Here is a 20,137-nt window from a genome sequence, read left to right as displayed (position 1 = left end):
CCGTGCGGGCCGGCACGCGCCCCGTCGCCCCGGCGGCGCTCCCCCGACCCTGCCAGCCTCGGACCTGTCACCCTCAGCCTGCGCGCCTCACCCTGTGACCCCTGTCCCTGTGCGTGGGCGGCGGCGCTCTAGAATGCGGGGGTGCGTCTCGACTCGCTGTCCACCCTGAACTACCGGAACCTCGCGCCGTTCACGCTGGCGTTTCCGGCGGGCGTGACCGGCGTGTTCGGCGAGAACGGCGCCGGCAAGACGAACCTGCTGGAAGCGGCGTACCTGGCGCTGACCGGCCTGACCGACGTGACCCGCCTGGAACAGCTCGTGCAGCAGGGCGAGACCGAGGCGTACGTGCGCGCCGACCTGGAAAGCGGCGGCAGCCTGAGCGTGCAGGAGGTCGGACTGGGGCGCGGGCGGCGGCAGCTGAAACTGGACGGCGTGCGGGTGCGCACCGGGGACCTGCCGCGCGGCAGCGCCGTGTGGATCCGCCCGGAGGACAGCGAGATGGTGTTCGGGTCGCCGTCCGGGCGGCGGGCGTTTCTGGATTCGCTGCTGTCGCGCCTGAGCGCCCGCTACGCCGAGCAGCTGTCGCGCTACGACCGCACGGTGTCGCAGCGGAACGCGGCCCTGCGTGGCGGCGAGGAATGGGCCATGCACGTCTGGGACGAGTCGCTGGTGCGTCTGGGCAGCGAGATCATGCTGTTCCGCCGCCGCGCGCTGGTGCGCCTGAACGAACTGGCGGCCGAGGCGAACGCCGCGCTGGGCAGCCGCAAACCCCTGACGCTGACCCTGACGGAATCCACGACGCCCGAATCGTACGCGCAGGACCTCGCGGCCCGCCGCGCCGAGGAACTCGCGCGGGGCAGCACCGTCACCGGTCCGCACCGCGACGACCTGCTGCTGACCCTGGGGGACTTCCCGGCCAGCGAGTACGCCAGTCGCGGCGAGGGGCGCACGGTGGCGCTGGCGCTGCGCCGCGCGGAACTGGAACTGCTGGCCGAACGCTTCGGGGAGCGGCCGGTGCTGCTGATCGACGATTTCTCGGCGGAACTGGACCCGGTGCGCCGGTCGTTCCTGCTGGAACTGGCGGCCAGCGTGCCGCAGGCCATCGTGACCGGCACGGAACGCGCTCCCGGCGCGGCGCTGACGCTGCGGGCGCAGTCCGGGCGGTTCACGCCGGACGGGTCGGCAGTACAGGACGGGTCGGCCGTGCAGGACGGGTTGTCAGTGGAGGACGGGGCGACGGCAGGGGACGGAACGGCGGTGGAAACAGAGCTGCCCCCGGTGGCGGGGGTGGGCGCTTGACGCGCGGCCGACGCCTGGGCGGCCCGCGCGCCCTGGGGGAACTGATGGGCGCCACGCTGGGCACGGCCCGCATCGCGCGGGGGATCGAGCGGGCGCGGTCCATCCTGCTGTGGCCGCAGGCGGTCGGGCCGGAGATCGCGCGCCTGACCCGGCCGCGCACGCAGCAGGGCGGGACGCTGTTCGTGGAGGTCCGCGACAGCGCCACCGCGCACCACCTGAGCATGCAGCGTCACCACTTCCTGAAGGCCCTGAACGCCCTGATGCCCGACCAGCCGGTCAGCGAGATCCGCTTCAGCGTGGGGTCGGTGCGCGAGCCGGTCACGGCGCCCCCGCCCGCGCCGCTGCCCGCCCCGGACCGCGCGCGGGCGCGGCAGCTGGTCGAGGGCGTGCAGAGCGAACGCAGCCCGGACCTGCGCGGCGCGGCGCTGCGGGCGGCCGAGGCGGTCACGCGGGCGCGGCGCTGGCGCGAGGAACAGGGCTGGCGGCCCTGCCCGGTGTGCGGCGAGGCCAGCCGCGAGCAGCCGTGCCGGGCCTGCGCCCTGACGCTGGAGGACCCGAACGTGCGCCGCGCCGCCCGGCTGCTGCAACGCTGGCCGGAGAGACTGCCGGACCTGGGCGCGACGCTGGGGGACAGCGGGGCGGGCGCGGCGCGTTTCCTGGCGCTGCGGCAACTGGAGGGGCAGCTGGACCTGCTGGCCCTGGAGTGCGTGCGCAGCGGTCACGAGGACGGCTACCGCGAGTTCCTGGCGCAGCAGGCGGACGTGTTCATGGCGCTCACGCTGGGGCGCACGCGGGCGCAGCTGCGGCCCTCCGACCGCTCGGTGCTGCCGGACAGCGCCCGCAGCGTCCTGAACGCCGGGCGCTGAACGCCTGCCGGTGGCGTGGGGTCACGCCCGCCCCCGACCGGGTGGATGCGTGAATCTGCCCTCATTCACGCGCCGGGAGCGGGGTATCGTGACGGCATGACCGACCTGAGTAAAGCTGCGCCCCCTGCCTCCGAGCCCTCGCCGACGCCGGGCGGGGCGGCGTCCAGTGACGCGCACCGCGCGGCGGGCGCGCAGTCGGTGCGGGTGGCGGTCCTCACGGTCAGCGACACGCGCACCCCGGACACCGACACGAGCGGGCAGTACCTGCTGGGCGAACTGCGCGCAGGGGGGCACGAGGTGGTCGCGTACCGGGTGGTGCGGGACGACGCGGTCGAGATCCGTTCGGCGCTCGTGGCGTTCGCGCGCGAGGCGACGGTGGTGCTGTCGAGCGGCGGGACCGGCATCACGGGGCGGGACGTGACGGTGCCGGTCGTGGAGTCCCTGATCACCAAGCCCATTCCGGGGTTCGGGGAGCTGTTCCGGATGCTGTCGTACCAGCAGGTGGGCGGGGCGGCCATGCTGTCGCGCGCGGTGGGGGGACTGGTGCGCGGCGCGGTGGTGTTCGCCATGCCCGGCAGCCTGAACGCCGTCAAGACCGCCTGGGAGGGCATCCTGCGCGACGAGATCGGACATCTGGCCTTCGAGGTCACGCGGCACGGGCAGCCGGGCGTCCTGAGCGCCCCGCCCGCGCCGGTCGCTCCGGACGCGCCGGCGCCGCTGCCGGTCCCGCAGCCCGGCGCGGGTGGTGGGGTCGCGGCGGGCCTGGGCCGTCACCGCAAGGGGCCGCAGTGATCCGACCGGCCGTGACCGGGCAGGGTGGGCGTCCGTGGCGCACCTGATACGGATTCCGTGTGTTTCGCCAACAATCCGGAACTTCACCGCATTGCCGGCTCCACGTCCGGAACCCGTTTCTCTCCTTCTCACATCCGCTCGGATTGAACGGGCTGTGCAGCCCATTCAATCGGAGTCCGTATGAGCCGGACGGGGGGCCTGTGAGCGGGCCGCTGCTGCTGGCGCTGGCGCTGATCGCCGTGTACTGGCTGGCGCGGGTGGGGCGCGCGGCGCGGCTGTCGTTGCGGCCCGCGCAGGCGTGGTGGGGGGTGCCGGGGCTGGCGCTGCTGCTGCTGGCGCCGCTGCTGGACCTGCCGGCGCTGTTCGGGGTGGGCGCGGCGCTGCTGCTGCTCTCGGAGTTCGCGCCCGCCGCGTTCGTGCCGGCCCCGGCAGAGCTGCCGGGCCGCTGGGCGCAGGCCGGGTGGCCGCTGGTGGGCGTGGTGCTGGGCGCCGGGCTGCTGACGGCGCTGCCCCCGGCCCCGGTCGCCGGGCAGGGGGCGCTGCTGCCGCTGGCCGCCTCGCTGCTGCTGGCGGGCGCGGCGGGGCTGCTGGGGGCGCTGCTGACCCCGCCGCTGCACCGGCGCGCGCCGCTGGGCTTCCAGGTGCGCTGGAACCGCACGGTCACGCCCGAGTGGCCGGACCTGAGCGTCACGGTGACCGAGCAGGGCGCGTACCTGAAGAACGTGTCGGGCCGGGCGTTGCGGCTGGCCGGGTGGTCCCCGGCGGGCCTGAACGCGTGGTACCGGGTGCGCGGGCCGGGCGGCACGCCGCTGCTGGAACTGCGGTCCGGGCAGGAGGCGCTGCTGCCGGTCACGGCGCAGGACAGCGGGGTGCGGGTCTGGTACGCGCCGCTGCGGGCCGACGAGGCCCACCTGTTCCGCGCGGACTGGACTCCCCCGGCCCGCGCCGAGAGCCGCGTCCTGAACTGATCCGGGCGGGTGCGGGGCGGCCGCCGGCCGGGTCGGTGGGCCGCCCGGCTCATGAAGGGCCGTTCACGCTTTTGCGGGTTTTTTCACTCCGGCACGGAAAACTCGGGGTATGGTGGGCTTCATCGTGAGTCTGGTGTTTGACTGGTCGGCGCTGCGCGCCCTGACAGAAGGGCCGGGAACCGGCGGAGTGCTCCGCCAGGAACCCGGCGATTTCCGTGTGGAGGAAGTGCCTCTGTACCTGCCGTCCGGTGAGGGCGAGCACCTGTTCGTGCAGTTCGAGAAGACCGGTCACACGACCGCGCACGTCCTGAGGGAACTGGGCGGGCAGATCGGCGTGCGCGACCGGGACATCGGCGTGGCTGGCCTGAAGGACCGGCACGCCGTGACCACGCAGTGGATCAGCCTGCCGGGCAAGGTCGAGGGTCGCCTGCCGGCCTTCGCGCTCGACGGCGTGCGGGTGTTGCAGGTGACCCGGCACACGAACAAGCTGGGCATGGGGCACCTGCGCGCCAACCGGTTCGTGGTGCGGGTGCGCGGCGCGGCCGGTCAGGCGGACGCCGCGCGGCACACCCTGGAACTGCTGGCGGCGCGGGGCGTGCCGAACTACTTCGGACCGCAGCGGTTCGGACTGGGCGGCCTGAACGCCGAGGAGGGCCTGCGGGTCGTGCGGGGCGAGTCGCGGGTGCGCGATCCGCGCGTGCGGCGGTTCCTGACGACGGCGCTCCAGAGCGTGGTGTTCAACGGCTTCGTGAACCTGCGCCTGGAACGCGGCGTGTTCGACGGACTGCTGGCCGGGGACATGGCCAAGAAGCACGACACGGGCGGCGTGTTTCAGGTGGAGGACGCCGCGCAGGAGACGCCGCGCGCGCTGCGGGGCGAGGTCAGCGCGACCGGCACGCTGTTCGGCAAGAAGGTCAAACCCCTGACACTGGACGCCGGGGAGCTGGAGCAGGAGGCGCTGGCGGCGCTGGGCCTGTCGGCCGGGATGTTCTCGTCGCGCAAGGGCGACCGCCGCCTGACGCGGGTGTTCCCGGAGGACGTGAGCGTGACCCCGCAGGACGACGGGTTCACGGCCGCCTTCACGCTGCCGCGCGGCAGTTTCGCGACCAGCGTGCTGCGCGAGATCATGAAGACCGACGTGGACGCGCCGGACACCCCGGACGACGGGTCCGGCGAGGACGGCGCACTGGAGGACACCGAGTGAAACGATGGCCACTGCTGTGCGGGGCGGCCGCCCTGCTGCTGACCGGACCGGCGCAGGCCGCGACCTCGCGGACCCTGATCCTCAAGCCCACCCAGGGAGGGGCGCTGCTGACCGGGACGCTGATCGTCCCGAAATCCGACGAGCTGACGGGCGTCTGGAGCAGCGTGGGCCGCGCCCGGCTGATGCGCTGCGCCCCGAGCTGTCAGGTCGTGCCGGCGGTGCCGGTGCCCGGAACGCTGACCCTGAACGCCTCGACCGGGTACCGCGTGGTGCTGGGCGGCACGTTCCGGGCCGGGCAGAAGGTCAGTCTGGTGCTGCGTTACCGCAACGCGCAGATCGTGAACCTGAGCGCCACCGTCACCCACTGAACCCGACCGGTGCCGGTCGGCCCGCGGAAGGGCTGCGCGCGGCGTTCCTGGCGTCCCACTACGGCGTGGCGGCGCAGCGCGTGACGCTGGGCGCGGAGCGGCTGCCCGGCTTCAGACCCGCCTGGGCCGCGGCCCGCTGGGGGGTCGTGACCGCGTGGAATCCGGCCGGGCAGGCGCAGGACCGCGCGGCGAACCGGGCGGCGCAGGCGCGGCTGCGGGTCGCGGCGGCGCGCTGGTCCTCCCTGGACGGCGTGAACGGTGACGGCGACTGGCAGGAACCGACCCTGATCCTGACCGGGATCTCGCTGCGGGACGTGGCGGCGCTGGGCGGGGCGTTCGGGCAGGCAGCGGTCCTGTGGGGCAGTGGCGCGCGGGCGGCCCTGGTGTGGCTGCCGGCGTCCGGGGTGGGGGGCGTGCGCGCGGAACGCTGGTGGCTGCGCCCGGCCGGGAAAGGTGCGGTCGCGGGAACCCCGGCCGGGCCGGGCGATGTATAGTGGCCGATTGTGACGCTGGACGCTGCTGACGCCATTTCGCCGCTGGGGGTGCTGCCTCCGGCCGGGCCGACGTGCATTCACCTGCCGCTGAACGTCTCTCCCGAGGAACTGGCCCGCTACGCCGTGGGGCTGGCGAACGCGCGCGGCGGGACGGTGCTGGTGGGCGTGGACGTGCTGGACCTGCCGCCCGGCACGGTGCGCGACGCGGGAGAACTGCACCCGCTGATGGTCACGCACGCGATCTTCGAGTTGTCCGGCGGTCGCCTGACGGTGAACGTGCAGCACCACCGGCTGCCGGGCGGGGCGCGGGTGCTGGCGGTATTCGTGCCGCAGGCGCCGTACGTGCTGGCCGCGCCGGACGGGTCGGTGATCGCCTGGGACGGCGCGCACCTCGTGCCGGTCACGCCCGGCGAGGCGGAACCGGTGGCGGACCAGGACTTCACGGCGGTCGTCCCGCCGGACGCGTCCCTGGCGGACCTGGACCCGGCCGAGGTCGCGCGGTTGCGTGGGCTGGGGCGCCGGGCGAACGCGTCGAACCTGCCGGACCTGGATTTCCTTCAGGAGCTGGGCCTGCTCGTTCCGAGCGGCGGGGCGCTGCGGCCCACCCTGGCCGCGATCCTGCTGGCCGGCACCCCGGCGGCGCTGCGGGCGCACGTCCCGCAGGCCGAGGTGTGCTTCTACCATCACCACACGCCGGACGTGGAATTCCAGTTCCGCGAGGACCTGCTGCGGCCCATCCCGGCGCTGCTGACCCGGCTGGCGGAACTGATTCAGGCCAGGAACCGGTTCACGCCGGTGCAGGTGGGCCTGTTCCGCATCGAGGTGTGGGATCAGGACGAGGCGGTGTACCGCGAGGCGCTGCTGAACGCCCTGACGCACCGCGATTACCGCCTGCGGGACGCGGTGCATGTGCATCACTTCCCGGACCGGCTGGAGATCATGAACCCCGGCGGACTGCCGGGCGGGATCACGCCGGGCAACATCCTGCGCCACCAGCCCAAGCGCCGCAACCCGCTGCTGGCCGAGGTCCTGGCCCGCCTGGGACTGGTCGAGCGGGCCGGGGTGGGCGTGGACAAGATGTACTCCCTGATGCTGCGGCACGGCAAGGAACCGCCGGAATTCACGACGTACCCGGATTCCGTGACGCTGGCGCTGCACTCGCCGGGCTTCGACGCGGAATTCGTGCGCTTCGTGGCGCGCAAGCAGGAGGACATGCAGACGCTGTCGCTGGACGTGCTGATCGTCCTGAGCCTGCTGGCCCGCGAGGGCGAGGCGACCCGCGCCGTCCTGGCCCGCGCGCTGCAACTGCCTGAGGACCGCACGCCCCGGCTGCTGCGGGGCATGGAGGATCACGGCCTGATCGTGAAGGCGGGCGTGGGACGCGGCATCGCGTATGTCCTGAGCGACGAGGTGCGCCGCGCCCTGGGCCGCGAACGGGTCGTGCCGGCCGCCCAGCCGCTGCCGGAGGCGGTTGTGCCCGTGCAGGCGGTGGCGCCGACCACCCCGCCACCGGCCCTTCAGGGATCGGCCCATCCGGGGTCGGCGCCTCAGGGATTGGCGCAGCAGGGATTGGCGCAGCAGGGATTGGCGCAGCAGGAACCGGCAGGCACCGTCGGCGGTGCCCGGCCGGCGCCGGTCACGTCTCCCCCACCCCCGGAGGCTGCCGGGCGCCCGAAACGCGCGGCCCGCGTTCCGCGTGACGAGTCTGGCCCCAGCGCCGCCGAGGTGCGCGCCATCGCGCTGGCCCTGGCCCGCGAGCGGGGCCGCGTGCGGAACGTGGACCTGCGCGAGGCCTGCGGCCTGACCACCCAGCAGGCGTGGCGCACGCTGCGCCGCCTGGTGCAGGACGGCCTGCTGCGCAAACTGGGCAGCGGCACCCGCGACGCGGCGTACGAACTGCTCGTCTGATACGGACTCCGATTGAACGGGCTGTACAGCCCGTTGGGTCCGAGCGGATGCGACTCGTAGAGCTGCTCCGCAGAGTGGGAGAAAAACGGGTTCCGGATTGTTGGCGAAACAGACGGCAGTCCGGATGAGGCAGACCCGGAGTGAACGGGCTGCCGACACCATTCACTCCGGGTCTGTCTGTGGGCCTTCAGCTCAGCGGAATTTGACGGTCGCCAGGACTCTGCTGAAGGTGGCGCTGGCGGCCGTGAAGCGTTGGGGGGTGTCGGTCAGCTGGAAGGAGTACAGGTTTCTGGCGCCGATGCCGTACCAGACGCGCATGCTCAGTTTGCCTTTGGCGTGCGTGAGGGCGTAGGTGCGTTCGACGCCCTGCACGCCGCCGTAGCCGACGGTGCGGCTGGCGGTCTGCTTGAGGCTGGCGCCGGTGCTTTTCACACCCTGTTCGAATTTCTGGAATTCGCTGGCGGCGGCGGGGGTGCCGGTTTTCGCGGCGTACAGCAGGCGGATCAGGGTGGCGGGGGGGGCCTTGGCGGACACGGCGCTCACGCCGAGCGCGCCGTCTTCGAAGTTCACGCCCAGCCAGCCTTTGGGCATGCTGACGCTGAAGGGGAGTTCTGGGGCGTTCAGGGGAACGAGCGTGACGGGCGTCTGCGCGGCGGCGACGGCCGGGAGGGTCAGGGCAAGGAGGGCAGTGGTGAGAACCTTCATGAGGGGCACCGTATCAGCGGTGCATGAGCGGCCCGGTTGGCGTGTGTGAACGTCATGCCGGGTCGGGCGTCAGGGGCCGGTCAGCGGGCCACGAGGCCGGGGCGGGGCCACAGGCGCAGGTCGGCGGGGCCAGCGGCGTCGCGCAGATCGACGGGGCCGTAGGCGCGGCTGTCCAGACTGGCGCCCAGGCGGCGGTTGTCGCCCATCACCCAGACCTTGCCGGGCGGGACGGTCTGGGCCGGCTGGTCGGCCACGAAGCCCTCACTGGCGTAGCTTTCGGCCAGGGGGCGGCCGTTCAGGATGACCTGTCCGTCCCGGATGGCGACCGTGTCGCCGGGCAGGCCCAGGATGCGTTTGACGTTGTAGGGGCGGTAGCGCAGGCCCAGGCGTGAGCTGAAGGCGTAGTCGCTGTCGGGGGGCGCCTTGAAGATCAGCAGGTCGCCCCGGCGCGGGTACGCGCCGGGCAAGCCCCAGGCGCGCAGCCAGCGTGGGTATTTCAGCAGCACCAGGACGTCGCCGGTGCGCAGGGTGTCGTTCATGGAGTCGCCGTCCACGCGGGCCAGGGTCGCGCCGAAGGTGGTGATCAGGTAGGCCGGCAGCAGGCCGCCCAGGACCCAGCGCCGCCACGCGCTGTCCGTGCGGTGGGCGGCGGGCGGCTGGGGGGAGGTGGGGGGGGCAGGCGTCACGGACCCAGAGGCTAGCATTCCGGCCCGCTGTCTTCCGGGTCGTGGGAGGGCCGGCGGGAGGGCTGGCGTGGGGGCCGCCGGGTCAGTGTCTTCATGGTCACTTCAGTTTGGGTGGCGGGAAGGGTACTGGAACCGTTACCCTGTCGCGCATGACTGCTGAAGGCAACGGATTGAAGGTCGAGAAGTACTTTGAGGGCAACGGCGCTCCGGCGCAGGCCGGCAAGATGGTGCGCGTGCACTACACCGGCATGCTGGAGAACGGGCAGAAGTTCGATTCCAGCCGTGACCGTGGCGAGCCGATCGAGTTTCCGCTGGGCGTGGGCTACGTGATTCAGGGCTGGGATCAGGGCATCGCGCAGCTGAACGTGGGTGACAAGGCCAAGTTGACCATTCCGGCCAGCCTGGGCTACGGCGCGGCGGGCGTGCCCGGCGTGATTCCCGGCGGCGCGACCCTGATCTTCGATGTGGAACTCGTCGACGTCCGCTGATCGCCTGATACGCATTTCATGCCCCCCGGTTCGCAGGAGCCGGGGGGTTGTTCTGTCCCTGGAAAAAAACGGGGTTCGGGGGGCGCAGCGGGATGCGCAGAGTGCGACGCCCGGTCAGACTCTTGACGCGAGCATGAGGAAACCGTAAACTTCGAAAGTATCGAAATCCAGTACATCAGGGGGCTGCCTTGATCGACGTGCGCAGAAGCGAGATTGTCTCGCTCGTGAAACAACATGGCGAGTTGCCGGTTACGGAACTTTCGAAAATTCTGGGTGTTTCCGAGGTGACGGTCCGCAGTGACCTGAAAGTCCTCGCGGACGCCGGGCAGGTCCGCCGCACCCGTGGCAGCGTCCGCCTGCCCACCGACGTGCGCCGCGAATCGCCCCTGGAAGAGACCCGGCTGGAGCACAGCGCCGCCAAGCGCCGCATCGGGCGGGCCGCCGCCGCCCTGATCCGCGACGGCGAGACCGTGTTCATCGACGTGGGCAGCACCACCACCGAGGTCGCCCGCGCCGTGTCCCCCACCCTGCAGGGCGTGACGGTCGTCACGAACGGCCTGAACATCGCGCTGGAACTCGAGCGGCTGCCCGGCGTGCGCGTCATCGTGACCGGCGGCACCCTGCGCCCGCTGCAGCACTCGCTGGTCAGTCCCTACGCGCTGGACGTGCTGCGCCACATTCACGCCGACCGGCTGTTCCTGGGCTGCAACGGCGTGCACGCCGAGCACGGCGTGACGAACGCCAACCACGAGGAAGCCGAGATCAAGCGCGTGATGGTGCAGCAGTCCCGCGAGATCGTGGTCGTTGCCGACCACAGCAAACTCGGCCGGATCAGCCGCGCGCTGATCGCGCCCACCGACCGCATCAGCACCCTCGTCAGCGACCGCAGCGGTCCCGCTCCACCCCCGGAACTGCGCCGCGCCATCCCGGAACTGCATCTCGTGTAACGCTCTTCCGCCCCACCCCAGCTTCACCCCAACCCTGTCCCTTCCCACCCATCCCCGGAGGATGCCCATGAAGAAACTCGCACTGCTGACCGCCCTTGCCCTCGCCTCCGCCGCCTCCGCGCAGAGCCTGTCCGGCACCGTGACCGTCTGGTCCTGGGACGCCGCCGCCAAGGCGCTCGAAAGCACCATCCCCAGCTTCAACAAGAAGTACCCCAACGTGAAGGTCAACGTGGTCGACCTGGGCAACCAGAACGTGTACGACCGTGGCCTGGCGGGCTGCGCGGCCGGCGGCGCCGACATGCCCGACGTGTACTCCATCGAGAACAACGAGGCCGAAGTGTTCTGGGCGCGCTTCCCCAACTGCTTCACCGACCTGAACACCCTGGGCGCCGACAAGCTCGCCAAGAACTTCCCGGCGTTCAAGTGGACCGAACTGATGGCCGGCAACAAGCGCTTCGCGATGCCCTGGGATTCCGGCCCCGTCGTGATCTTCTACCGCCGTGACCTGTACCAGCAGGCAGGCGTGAACGCCAACGCCATCAAGACCTGGGACGACTTCATCGCCGCCGGCAAGAAGGTCAACGCCAAGTTCGACGGCAAGGTCAAGATGGGCGTCGTCGCCAACGGCCAGGACGACGAGTGGTTCCGCATGCTCGCCAACCAGAACAACTGCTTCTACTTCGACAACGCCGGCACCAGCGTCACGGTCAACAAGACCGGCTGCGTGGACGCCCTGACCACCATCAAGAAACTGTACGACGCGCAGGTCGTCGCGACCGGCGACTGGGGCGGCCAGATCACGTCCTTCAAGGCGGGCCGCAGCGCCAGCGCCATGTTCGGCGCGTGGTACGAGGGCACCATCCGTACGAACGCCCCCGACCAGAAGGGCAAGTGGGGCGTGTACCCCATGCCCGCCAACAAGGCCGGCGGCGTGCGCGCCGCGAACCTGGGCGGCAGCGCCCTGGCCCTGCCCTCCAGCAGCAAGAACAAGGCCGCCGCGTACGCCTTCATGGAAAACGCCCTGGCCACCACCAACGGTCAGGTGACCATGCTCAAGAGCCAGGGTCTGGTGCCCAGCCTGCTGTCGGCCACCAAGGACTCCTACGTGAAGGTCGCGCAGCCGTACTGGGGCAACCAGAAGGTCTGGCAGACCATCCTCGACACGCTGGGCGACGTGCCCCAGGCGCGCGGCACCCAGTACTTCCAGGACGCCCGTCAGGTCATGATCGTGGTGCAGGCCGACTACATCAAGGGCAAGTACAAGACCGCCAAGGAGGCCCTGGACGACGCCGCCAAGAAGATCTCCAGCGCCACCGGCCTGCCGGTCGCCAAGTAAATCCCCGGTCTGACCGGTTGAGCACATGAGACGGGGCGGGAAGAGCGGCGCGCACCATGGGCGCCGTCCTCCCCGCCCCGCTCCCCCGTTCCGGCGGTCGTCCTTCCGCCCCGCACGCGTTCCACAGAGGTACCCATGACCACAGTTCCGCAGCCACCCGCCCGGCCGCACCCCGTCCGGAAAGCCGGATGGTGGGCCCGCACGCCCAAGGCCCCCTACCTGTTCATCCTGCCCTACCTGATCATCTTCCTGACGTTCTGGGCGTGGCCGATCCTCAGTTCCTTCATGATGAGCTTCAAGGATTCGCGCCTGGGTGACACCGCTCCCTTCGGACTGGCGAACTGGTCTCGACTCGTGCAGGACGAATTCTTCCGCACGGCGCTGCGCAACACCCTGGTGATCCTGGTGATTCAGGTGCCGCTGATGCTGTCGCTGGCGACGGTGCTGGCCGTGGCGCTGAACAGCAAACTCCTGAAGGCCGCCGGGTGGTTCCGGTTCGCGTTCTTCGCGCCGCTGGTCGTGGGGACCGTGGCGTACTCGGCGGTGTTCCGCCTGCTGTTCAACACGGACTTCGGCATGGTCAACCGTGGCCTGACCGGCCTGGGCCTGCCCGCCGTGGACTGGCTGAACCAGTCCGGGCCGGCCATGACGGTCCTGATCCTCGCCATGACGTGGCGCTGGACCGGCTACAACGCCATCATCCTGCTTGCGGGCCTGCAGGGCATCAGCGAGGACGTGTACGAGGCGGCCAGCATCGACGGCGCCACGCCCTGGCAGCAGTTCTGGAAGATCACGCTGCCGCTGCTGCGCCCCAGCCTGCTGTTCTGTCTGGTGCTCAGCGTGATCGGCACGCTGCAACTGTTCACGGAACCGGCGCTGATCACGAACAGCGGCCCCGGCAACTCCACCATGACGCTCGGGACGTACCTGTACCAGCAGGGCTTCCGCTCCTTCAACTTCGGGTACGCCAGCGCGATCGCGTACACGGTCGCGGCCATCGCGGCGATCTTCAGCGTGGTGCAGCTGCGCCTGTTCGGGAGGGACGAATGACGACCGCCATGCAGGCACCCAAGGACAAGGCGGGCGTGAAGGCCCGCAACCGCATCAAGGCCTTCTGGCTGCACCTGGCGCTGATTCCGCTGGCCGCGCTGTTCCTGGCGCCGCTGTGGATGATGGCGGTGTTCAGCACGCACCCGGAAAGCGCGATCTTCAGCGCGAACCCGCCGCTGTGGTTCGGCGGGGCGTTCGGGGAGAACTTCCGGGGACTTCAGGCCGACACGAACTACCTGCGGGCGCTGCTGAACTCGGTGGTGATCGCGTCGCTGTACACGGTGTTCAGCATGCTGCTGACCTCCATGGGCGGGTACGCGTTCGCGAAGTTCGACTTTCCCGGCAAGGGCTGGCTGTTCGGGCTGATCCTGGCGACCCTGACCATCCCGACGTTCGTGACGATCATTCCGCAGTTCATCATGGTGGCGCGCGACATGCAGATCTCGAACACGTACTGGGCGGTGATCCTGCCGACCCTGGCGAACACCATCGGGATCTTCTACATGCGTCAGGCGTTCCAGACGGTCCCGACCGACCTGCTGAACGCCGCGCGGATCGACGGGGCCAGCGAGTGGCGCACCTTCTGGCAGATCGCGCTGCCGGTCGTGCGGCCGGCCATGGCTGCGCTGGCGATCCTGCTGTTCCTGGCGTCCTGGAACGATTACCTGTGGCCGCTGCTGGTCCTGACCAACAAGGACAGTTACACCATGCCGGTGGCGCTGGGCACCCTGATCGGCCTGACGCGCGTGTCGTGGGGCGGGATCATGGTGGGCACGGCGATCGCCACCATTCCGTTCCTGATGCTGTTCCTGGCGTTGCAGCGGCACTTCGTGGCGGGCATCGCGGGCGGCGCCGTCAAGGACTGACCCCCGGAGGGCGGCGGCCGGGTCGTGGTGCCCGGCCTCTCCCCTGGCGCCCCGCCTACCCCCGCGTTCCCCGTCTGTTCATCCGGTTTTCCCGTTTCCACAGGCCCCCGCACCCCGGAGCCTGCCCGTAAGGACGAGTTCATGACCCAAGCTGACGTTTCTTTCTCTCATCTTCTTCTCGGCACCTGCGACTACCCGGAGCACGTTCCGCAGGACCGCCCCCCGGTGTACGCGCGGATGCAGCGTGAGCTGGGCCTGAGCTTCGTGCGACTGGCCGAGTTCGCCTGGAGCCGCCTGGAACCGCTTCCCGGCACCTTCGAGTGGGGCTGGCTGGACGACGCCGTCGAGGCGTACCACGCCGAGGGCCTGCGGGTGGTGCTGTGCACGCCCACGCCCACCCCGCCCGCGTGGCTGATCCGCGCGCACCCGGAGATCCTGGCGTTCGACGATCAGGGTCGCGTGCGCGAGTTCGGGTCGCGGCGGCACTACGATTTCGCGTCGCCGGTCTTCCGTGAGCACTCGCGGCGCATCACGCGCGCCATCGCGGAGCGGTACGGGCAGCATCCGGCCGTGGCGGGCTGGCAGACCGACAACGAGTTCGGATGCCACGCCACCAGCCGCAGTTACGGCGGGGCGAGCGCCGCGCGCTTCCCGGAGTGGCTGCGCGAGAAGTACGGCACGCTGGACGCCCTGAACGCCGCGTGGGGCAACGTGTTCTGGAGCATGGAGTACACGGACTGGGCGCAGGTCCGGCCCCCGATCCTGACCGTGACGGAGGTGAACCCGTCACACGTGCTGGACTACAACCGCTTCGCGTCGGACATGATCCGCGAGTTCCAGGCCGAGCAGGTCGAGCTGCTGCGCGAGCTGTCGCCGGGGCGCTTCGTCACGCACAACTTCATGATCTTCGAGTCGGGCTTCGACCACTACGACGTGGCGCGCGGCCTGGATTTCGTGACCTGGGACAACTACCCGACCGGGATGCTGGAACTGTTCGCGCCGCCCGGCATCGGCGAGGACCTCCGGACCCGCTACGCGCGGACCGGGCATCCGGACCTCGTGGGCTTCAACCACGACCTGTACCGGGGTCTGCTGAGCGGTGGGGAGCGTCTGGGCCGGGACGGGGCGGGCACGCCGGACGGCCCGTGGGTCATGGAGCAGCAGTGCGGGCAGGTGAACTGGGCGCCGTACAACCCCATGCCCGCTGACGGCGCGGTGGCGTTGTGGACGGCGCAGGCGTGGGCGCACGGCGCGGACGTCGTGAGTTACTTCCGCTGGCGCGCGGCGACCATGGCGCAGGAGGTCATGCACTCGGGCCTGCTGCGCCACGACGAGACGCCGGACCGGGGCTTCGCGGAGGTCGCGGCGCTGGACCAGACCGCCTTCCCGGTGGGGCCGGTCCCGGCGCGCGTGGCGCTGCTGCACGACTACGAGAGCCTGTGGATCTACGATCAGCAGCCGCACGCGCAGGGCCTGAACTACTGGACGCAGACCGTCACGTACTACATGGCGCTGCGCCGCCTGGGCATCGACGTGGACGTGATTCACGCCGACGCCGACCTGAGCGGCTACGCGGTCGTGGTCGCGCCGGCCATCACGCTGGTCAGCGCGGGGCGTGCGGCGCGCTGGACGGACGCCGTGAACGCGGGCGCGCAGCTGGTGTGCGGGCCGCGCACGGCGTTCCGCACGCCGGGCGGGGAAACCTGGTCGGATGGGCAGTTCGGGCCGCTGTCGGAACTGGTGGGGGCGCGCCTGCTGCAGTACGACAGCCTGCGGCCCACGCTGCGCCAGACCGTGAGCGGCGCGGGCGACCTGAGCGGCACCTTCGAGGCGTCCACCTGGGCGGAAAGTTACCGCCTCAGCGGCGCGCAGGCGCTGGCGCACTACCGGGGTGGCCCGCTGGACGGTCAGGCGGCCGTGATCCGGCGCGGGAACGTGACCGTGATCGGCGCGCACAGCGACGCCCTGATCGGGGCGGTGCTGGAAGGCGTGCTGGGCGAGGCGGGCGTGCCGGTGCTGCCGGTGCCCGAGGGGGTGCGCGTGTCGCGCCGGGCCGGGCAGCTGCTGGTGCAGAACTGGAATCCGGAGCCCGTGGAGTGGAACGGAACCACGCTGCCGCCGGTGAGTTTCGTGGTGCGGCCGGTCGAAGCAGGCCAGCCGCTGGAAGGAGAGCAGGATGCATAAGTGGACGGTGAACGAGGCCCCGGCGGGCCTGAAGGTGCTGATCAGCGGGTTCCAGTCCTGGAGTGAGGCGGAACTGCACCCGCTGACAGCGCGGCAGGTGGCCCCGGCGCACCACTGGCAGGTCGAGCAGGGACACGATCCGGGCTTCGCGCCGGGCGGCGAGGCAGGCGTGTGGCGCAGCCATACCGTGCTGGCCCTGGCCCGCGAGGACGGCAGCGGCTGGGTGGGCGGGGCGCTGGACGCGACGCGCACCTTCGTGCAGTGGGAGGCCCGCGCGCAGGGCGACCACGTGACCGTCACCTGCCGCCTGGAAGGCCCGGAGGTCGGGGTGCTGTGGGAGGAGACGCCGGACGTGATCGCCACGCTGGAAGCGCACGCGGCGCAGCTGGGCTCGGCCATGCACGCGCGGACGCCCGCGCCGCTGCGGGTGTGGTGCTCGTGGTACTCGTACTACCGCGCCGTGACGCTGGACGCCATGCTGGACAACGCCCGACTGGCCCGCGAGCAGGGCCTGGACTTCGACGTGTTCCAGCTCGACGACGGCTTCCAGGCGGACCTGGGCGACTGGGAACTGCCGTCGGCGCACTTCGGCGGGCACGCCCGTGACCTGCCGGAGCGGTTGCGGGCGCTGGGGTTCACGCCGGGCATCTGGCTCGCGCCGTTCCTGGCGTCCCCGACCTCGCAGCTGTTCGCGCAGCACCCGGACTGGATGCTGCGCGGCGAGGACGGCCAGCCGCTCCCGGTCGGGCAGAACTGGGGCGGGCCGTACTACGCGCTGGACACCACCCACCCGGAGGTGCTGGCGTGGCTGCGGAACCTGGGCGCGACCGTGCGCGGCTGGGGGTACACGTACCTGAAGATCGACTTCCTGTACGGCGCGTCGCTGCCCGGCGTGCGGCACGACCCCAGTGTGGGCCGCGCCGGGGCGTACCGCATGGGCATCGAGGCCTTCCGCGAGGGGGCCGGGCCGGACGCGTTCATCCTGGGGTGCGGCGCGCCGCTCGCGCAGAGTATCGGCGTGGTGGACGCCATGCGCACCGGGCCGGACGTGGCGCCCATCTGGGACGAGGAGTCCCGGCGGGTGTGGCTGGGCGACGCGACCGGCCCCAGCGCCCGCAACGCGCTGCACACCGCCCTGAGCCGCTGGTATCAGAGCGCGTGGTACCAGCCGGACCCGGACGTGGCGATCTGCCGCCGCGAACTGAGCATGCTCAGCACGCCCGAACGCGAGGCGATTGCCGGGATGCTGGACGTAATCGGCGGTCTGCGCGCCAGCAGCGACCCCATCGCGCTGCTGAACGACGAGGGCCTGGAGTTGCTGCGCCGCTGCCTGAAAGTCAGCACGCCGGACCGCCCGGTCAGCCTGAGCCTGCGCGGCGGGGCGGCCGTCACGCACTTCTCGCGCGGCGAGTTCAACCTGACCGACCGGCCCGCGCCGGACGCCCAGGGCCGACCGCTGGCCCCGCACTCCTACCGTGAGGCCCAGAAATGACCACCCCTACCGAGGCCCCAGCTGCCCTGCACGCGCAGGACTTCACGAAACCCGACGGGCGCGCCCTGACCCTGTACGGCCTGGAGCCGGTCGAGGTACGCGGCGAGATTCCCAGCCCCAGCCCGGACCCGGTGGACGCCCGCCCGCTGATGCGCTGGCACCCGCTGCGCGGCGAGTGGGTCATGTACGCCGCGCACCGCATGGGGCGCACGTTCCTGCCGCCGCCCGAGTACAACCCGCTGGCGCCCACCAGCGACCCCGCGCACCCCACGGAACTGCCGCAGGGCCGGTACGACATCGCGGTGTTCGACAACCGCTTTCCCAGCCTGACCCTGAACGCGCCCACGCCGCCACAGGGCCCGGCCGGGACGCGCGCGGGCGTGGGCAAGTGCGAGGTCGTGGTGTTCAGCCAGAGCGCCCAGGGCCGCCTGAGTGACCTGACGGACGCGCAGGTGGACCTGCTGCTGGGCGTGTGGGCCGACCGCACCACCCGGCTGGCGGGCACGGGGCAGATTCACAGTGTCCTGGCCTTCGAGAACCGGGGCGTGGAGGTCGGCGTGACGCTGCACCACCCGCACGGGCAGATCTACGCCTACGATCACGTGCCGCCCGTGCAGGCCCGCATGACCGCGCAGATGGAGGCATACCACACGCAGAACGGCCGCCCGTGGATGGCGGACTTCGTGGCCGGGGAACGCGAGAGCGGCGAGCGGATCGTCCACGACGACGGCGAGTCCCTGAGCGTCGTGCCGCCGTTCGCGCGCTACACCTTCGAGACGTGGGTCCTGCCCACCCGCCCGGTCAGCCTCCTGTCCGAACTGGGCGCCGGGGAGCGCGCCAGCCTCGCCCGCACCCTGAAAGACGCCCTGCTGCGCCTGGACGGGCTGTTCGGCGTGCGGATGCCGTACCTGCTGACGGTGCATCAGGCGCCGCTGGACGGACCGCACCCGGCGTTCCCGCTGCACATCGAGATCTACCCGTACCTGCGCGCGCCGGGCCGCATGAAGTACCTCGCCGGGACCGAGCAGGGCGCCGGGGAGTTCGCGAACGACAAATTCCCGGAGGCGGCCGCCGCCGAACTGCGCGCCGTCTCCCCCACCGCCGGAGAGAACCTGTGAGCACCCCCGCCACCCCTTCCGCCAGCATTCCCACCTTCGAGCAGCACTTCGGCCGCGCGCCGCAGGTGACGGCGAGCGCGCCGGGCCGCGTGAATCTGCTCGGCGAGCACACCGACTACCAGGGCGGGTTCGTGTTGCCCACCGCCATCCCGCAGATGACGACCGTGGCTCTGGGGGCCAACGGCACGCGCGAGCACCGGGTGTTCGCCGCCGACCTGAACGAACAGAGCACCTTCCCGGTGGGCGGGAACGCCCAGGACGGATTTGCGCGCTACGTGGCGGGCGCGCTGGCGCTGGGCGGCGCGCCGGACGGGCTGGACGTGCATGTCACGTCGAACGTGCCGATGGGCGCGGGCCTCAGCAGCAGCGCCGCGCTGGAAGTCGCGGTGCTGCGCGGCCTGCGCGACCTGGGCATCCTGGATGCCAGCGACGAACGGGTCGCCCTGATCGCGCAGCGCGTCGAGCACGAGTTCGTGGGCGTGCAGTGCGGCATCATGGACCAGATGGCCAGCTCGGTGGCGAACAGCGCGACCATGCTGCTGCTCGACACCCGCAGCCTGGAACGCCACCTGCTGCCCCTGCCCGCCGGGGCCGAGGTGCTGGTCATCGACAGCGGCGTGCCGCGCAAACTCGCCGAGAGCGGCTACAACGAACGCCGCGCGCAGGTCGAGGAGGCCGCCCGCCTGCTGGGCGTGACCGAACTGCGCGACGTGCAGGACCCCCAGAGCGTGGAGGCGCTGCCCGAACCGCTGCGCGAGCGGGCGCGGCACGTGGTCAGCGAGAACGCCCGCGTGCAGGCCGCCCTGGCCGCCGACGTGGACGCCGCGCGCTTCGGCGTGCTGATGAACGCCAGCCACGCCAGCCTGCGCGACGACTACGCCGTCAGCCACCCGCAGGTGGACGCGCTCGTGGCGCTGCTTCAGGCGCACCCGGACGTGTTCGGGGCGCGCATGACCGGCGCGGGCTTCGGCGGCGCGGTCGTGGCGCTCGTGCGGGCCGGGCAGGCGGGCGCCGTCGCGCAGGCCGTGCTGGCGCAGTACGGCCCGGAAGGACGGCAGGTCGTTCCCTGAGCTGAGCGACAGATCAGGAGGCCCGCATCCATACCGGATGGGGCCTCTTTCCTGTTTCGTGGGCAGCGGGTTACACGCCGTCGTTGGCGTTGTCGTTTTCCGGGTCTTTCTGGCGGTTGGGTTCGCCGTGCTCGACGCCGATGTCGGGGTTGCCGGGGCTGTCCTGCACCACGCCGCGCTGGTCGTAGCTGGGGGGAATGTGACGCAGGCTCTCGGCGTCGCTGTGCTCGTGGGGTTCGGTGGGGTTGCCCACCACTTCGTCGCTGGTGTGTCCGGTCATGGCGCCCACTGTAGGG

At 71.5% G+C, this 20,137-nt stretch carries 20 protein-coding genes; 17 read left to right on the top strand and 3 right to left on the bottom strand.

Going from position 1 to position 20,137, the window contains the following annotated elements:
- Positions 1 to 141: 141 nt before the first annotated feature.
- The 8 genes from recF to CBQ26_RS05040 all read left to right on the top strand — a co-directional run bounded on the left by recF (position 142) and on the right by CBQ26_RS05040 (position 7,899).
- A complete protein-coding gene (gene recF / locus CBQ26_RS05070) occupies positions 142 to 1,299 on the top strand; it encodes a DNA replication/repair protein RecF (RefSeq protein WP_088247450.1) in 1,158 nt (385 codons plus the stop codon).
- Complete coding sequence (locus tag CBQ26_RS05065; protein ID WP_088247449.1) at positions 1,296 to 2,165, top strand: DciA family protein; 870 nt, start codon at positions 1,296 to 1,298, stop codon at positions 2,163 to 2,165. The genes recF and CBQ26_RS05065 overlap by 4 nt, the downstream gene beginning before the upstream one ends.
- A 96-nt stretch (positions 2,166 to 2,261) precedes the next feature.
- Complete coding sequence (locus CBQ26_RS05060) at positions 2,262 to 2,957, top strand: MogA/MoaB family molybdenum cofactor biosynthesis protein (protein ID WP_088247448.1); 696 nt, start codon at positions 2,262 to 2,264, stop codon at positions 2,955 to 2,957.
- A 200-nt stretch (positions 2,958 to 3,157) separates the two neighbouring features.
- Entirely contained in the window at positions 3,158 to 3,925 is a 768-nt protein-coding gene (locus CBQ26_RS05055) for a hypothetical protein (RefSeq protein WP_088247447.1), read from the top strand.
- A gap of 109 nt (positions 3,926 to 4,034) precedes the next feature.
- Positions 4,035 to 5,129, top strand: a complete 1,095-nt coding sequence (gene truD / locus CBQ26_RS05050) for a tRNA pseudouridine(13) synthase TruD (RefSeq protein ID WP_088247446.1) — start codon at positions 4,035 to 4,037, stop codon at positions 5,127 to 5,129.
- Positions 5,126 to 5,497, top strand: coding sequence for a hypothetical protein (locus CBQ26_RS22410; protein ID WP_172417888.1), 372 nt, complete (start codon positions 5,126 to 5,128; stop codon positions 5,495 to 5,497). Before truD ends, CBQ26_RS22410 begins: the two co-directional genes overlap by 4 nt.
- Positions 5,498 to 5,562: 65 nt before the next feature.
- Entirely contained in the window at positions 5,563 to 5,991 is a 429-nt protein-coding gene (locus CBQ26_RS22405) for a DUF3293 domain-containing protein (protein WP_229843989.1), read from the top strand.
- Positions 5,992 to 6,000: 9 nt separating this feature from the next.
- Complete coding sequence (locus tag CBQ26_RS05040) at positions 6,001 to 7,899, top strand: ATP-binding protein (RefSeq protein WP_088247444.1); 1,899 nt, start codon at positions 6,001 to 6,003, stop codon at positions 7,897 to 7,899.
- 192 nt (positions 7,900 to 8,091) lie between these two features.
- Here the strand turns inward: CBQ26_RS05040 and CBQ26_RS05035 are convergent, their stop codons facing one another.
- The gene (locus CBQ26_RS05035) at positions 8,092 to 8,604 is read right to left on the bottom strand and encodes a hypothetical protein (RefSeq protein WP_229843987.1); all 513 of its coding nucleotides are present in this window, start codon (positions 8,602 to 8,604) and stop codon (positions 8,092 to 8,094) included.
- Between the two features lie 80 nt (positions 8,605 to 8,684).
- Positions 8,685 to 9,290: a signal peptidase I gene (gene lepB, locus CBQ26_RS05030; protein WP_244897984.1), complete on the bottom strand. Its 606-nt coding sequence runs from the start codon at positions 9,288 to 9,290 to the stop codon at positions 8,685 to 8,687.
- A 149-nt stretch (positions 9,291 to 9,439) separates the two neighbouring features.
- Here lepB and CBQ26_RS05025 point away from each other — a divergent pair, with 149 nt between their 5' ends.
- The 9 genes from CBQ26_RS05025 to galK all read left to right on the top strand — a co-directional run bounded on the left by CBQ26_RS05025 (position 9,440) and on the right by galK (position 19,841).
- Positions 9,440 to 9,778 carry an FKBP-type peptidyl-prolyl cis-trans isomerase gene (locus CBQ26_RS05025; protein ID WP_055362289.1) on the top strand — a complete coding sequence of 113 codons (339 nt, stop codon included), beginning with the start codon at positions 9,440 to 9,442 and terminating at the stop codon, positions 9,776 to 9,778.
- Positions 9,779 to 9,975: 197 nt separating this feature from the next.
- A complete protein-coding gene (locus CBQ26_RS05020; RefSeq protein WP_088247916.1) occupies positions 9,976 to 10,725 on the top strand; it encodes a DeoR/GlpR family DNA-binding transcription regulator in 750 nt (249 codons plus the stop codon).
- 67 nt (positions 10,726 to 10,792) lie between these two features.
- Positions 10,793 to 12,061, top strand: a complete 1,269-nt coding sequence (locus tag CBQ26_RS05015; protein WP_088247915.1) for an extracellular solute-binding protein — start codon at positions 10,793 to 10,795, stop codon at positions 12,059 to 12,061.
- A gap of 135 nt (positions 12,062 to 12,196) precedes the next feature.
- A complete protein-coding gene (locus tag CBQ26_RS05010) occupies positions 12,197 to 13,111 on the top strand; it encodes a carbohydrate ABC transporter permease (protein ID WP_088247442.1) in 915 nt (304 codons plus the stop codon).
- Complete coding sequence (locus CBQ26_RS05005; RefSeq protein WP_229843984.1) at positions 13,108 to 13,977, top strand: carbohydrate ABC transporter permease; 870 nt, start codon at positions 13,108 to 13,110, stop codon at positions 13,975 to 13,977. Before CBQ26_RS05010 ends, CBQ26_RS05005 begins: the two co-directional genes overlap by 4 nt.
- Before the next feature lie 141 nt (positions 13,978 to 14,118).
- Entirely contained in the window at positions 14,119 to 16,161 is a 2,043-nt protein-coding gene (locus CBQ26_RS05000; RefSeq protein WP_088247441.1) for a beta-galactosidase, read from the top strand.
- Positions 16,154 to 17,653: a glycoside hydrolase family 36 protein gene (locus CBQ26_RS04995; RefSeq protein ID WP_088247440.1), complete on the top strand. Its 1,500-nt coding sequence runs from the start codon at positions 16,154 to 16,156 to the stop codon at positions 17,651 to 17,653. The genes CBQ26_RS05000 and CBQ26_RS04995 overlap by 8 nt, the downstream gene beginning before the upstream one ends.
- Positions 17,650 to 18,771 (top strand): galactose-1-phosphate uridylyltransferase, encoded by a 1,122-nt coding sequence (gene galT / locus CBQ26_RS04990; protein WP_088247439.1) that lies wholly within the window; start codon positions 17,650 to 17,652, stop codon positions 18,769 to 18,771. The genes CBQ26_RS04995 and galT overlap by 4 nt, the downstream gene beginning before the upstream one ends.
- Complete coding sequence (galK, locus tag CBQ26_RS04985) at positions 18,768 to 19,841, top strand: galactokinase (protein WP_308430585.1); 1,074 nt, start codon at positions 18,768 to 18,770, stop codon at positions 19,839 to 19,841. The genes galT and galK overlap by 4 nt, the downstream gene beginning before the upstream one ends.
- Before the next feature lie 70 nt (positions 19,842 to 19,911).
- Here the strand turns inward: galK and CBQ26_RS04980 are convergent, their stop codons facing one another.
- Complete coding sequence (locus CBQ26_RS04980) at positions 19,912 to 20,121, bottom strand: hypothetical protein (RefSeq protein WP_088247438.1); 210 nt, start codon at positions 20,119 to 20,121, stop codon at positions 19,912 to 19,914.
- Positions 20,122 to 20,137 lie beyond the last annotated feature (16 nt).

Origin of the sequence: Deinococcus indicus (genome assembly GCF_002198095.1) — a bacterium.
Taxonomy (GTDB): domain Bacteria; phylum Deinococcota; class Deinococci; order Deinococcales; family Deinococcaceae; genus Deinococcus; species Deinococcus caeni.
This window is presented reverse-complemented; position numbering and strand designations above follow the sequence as displayed.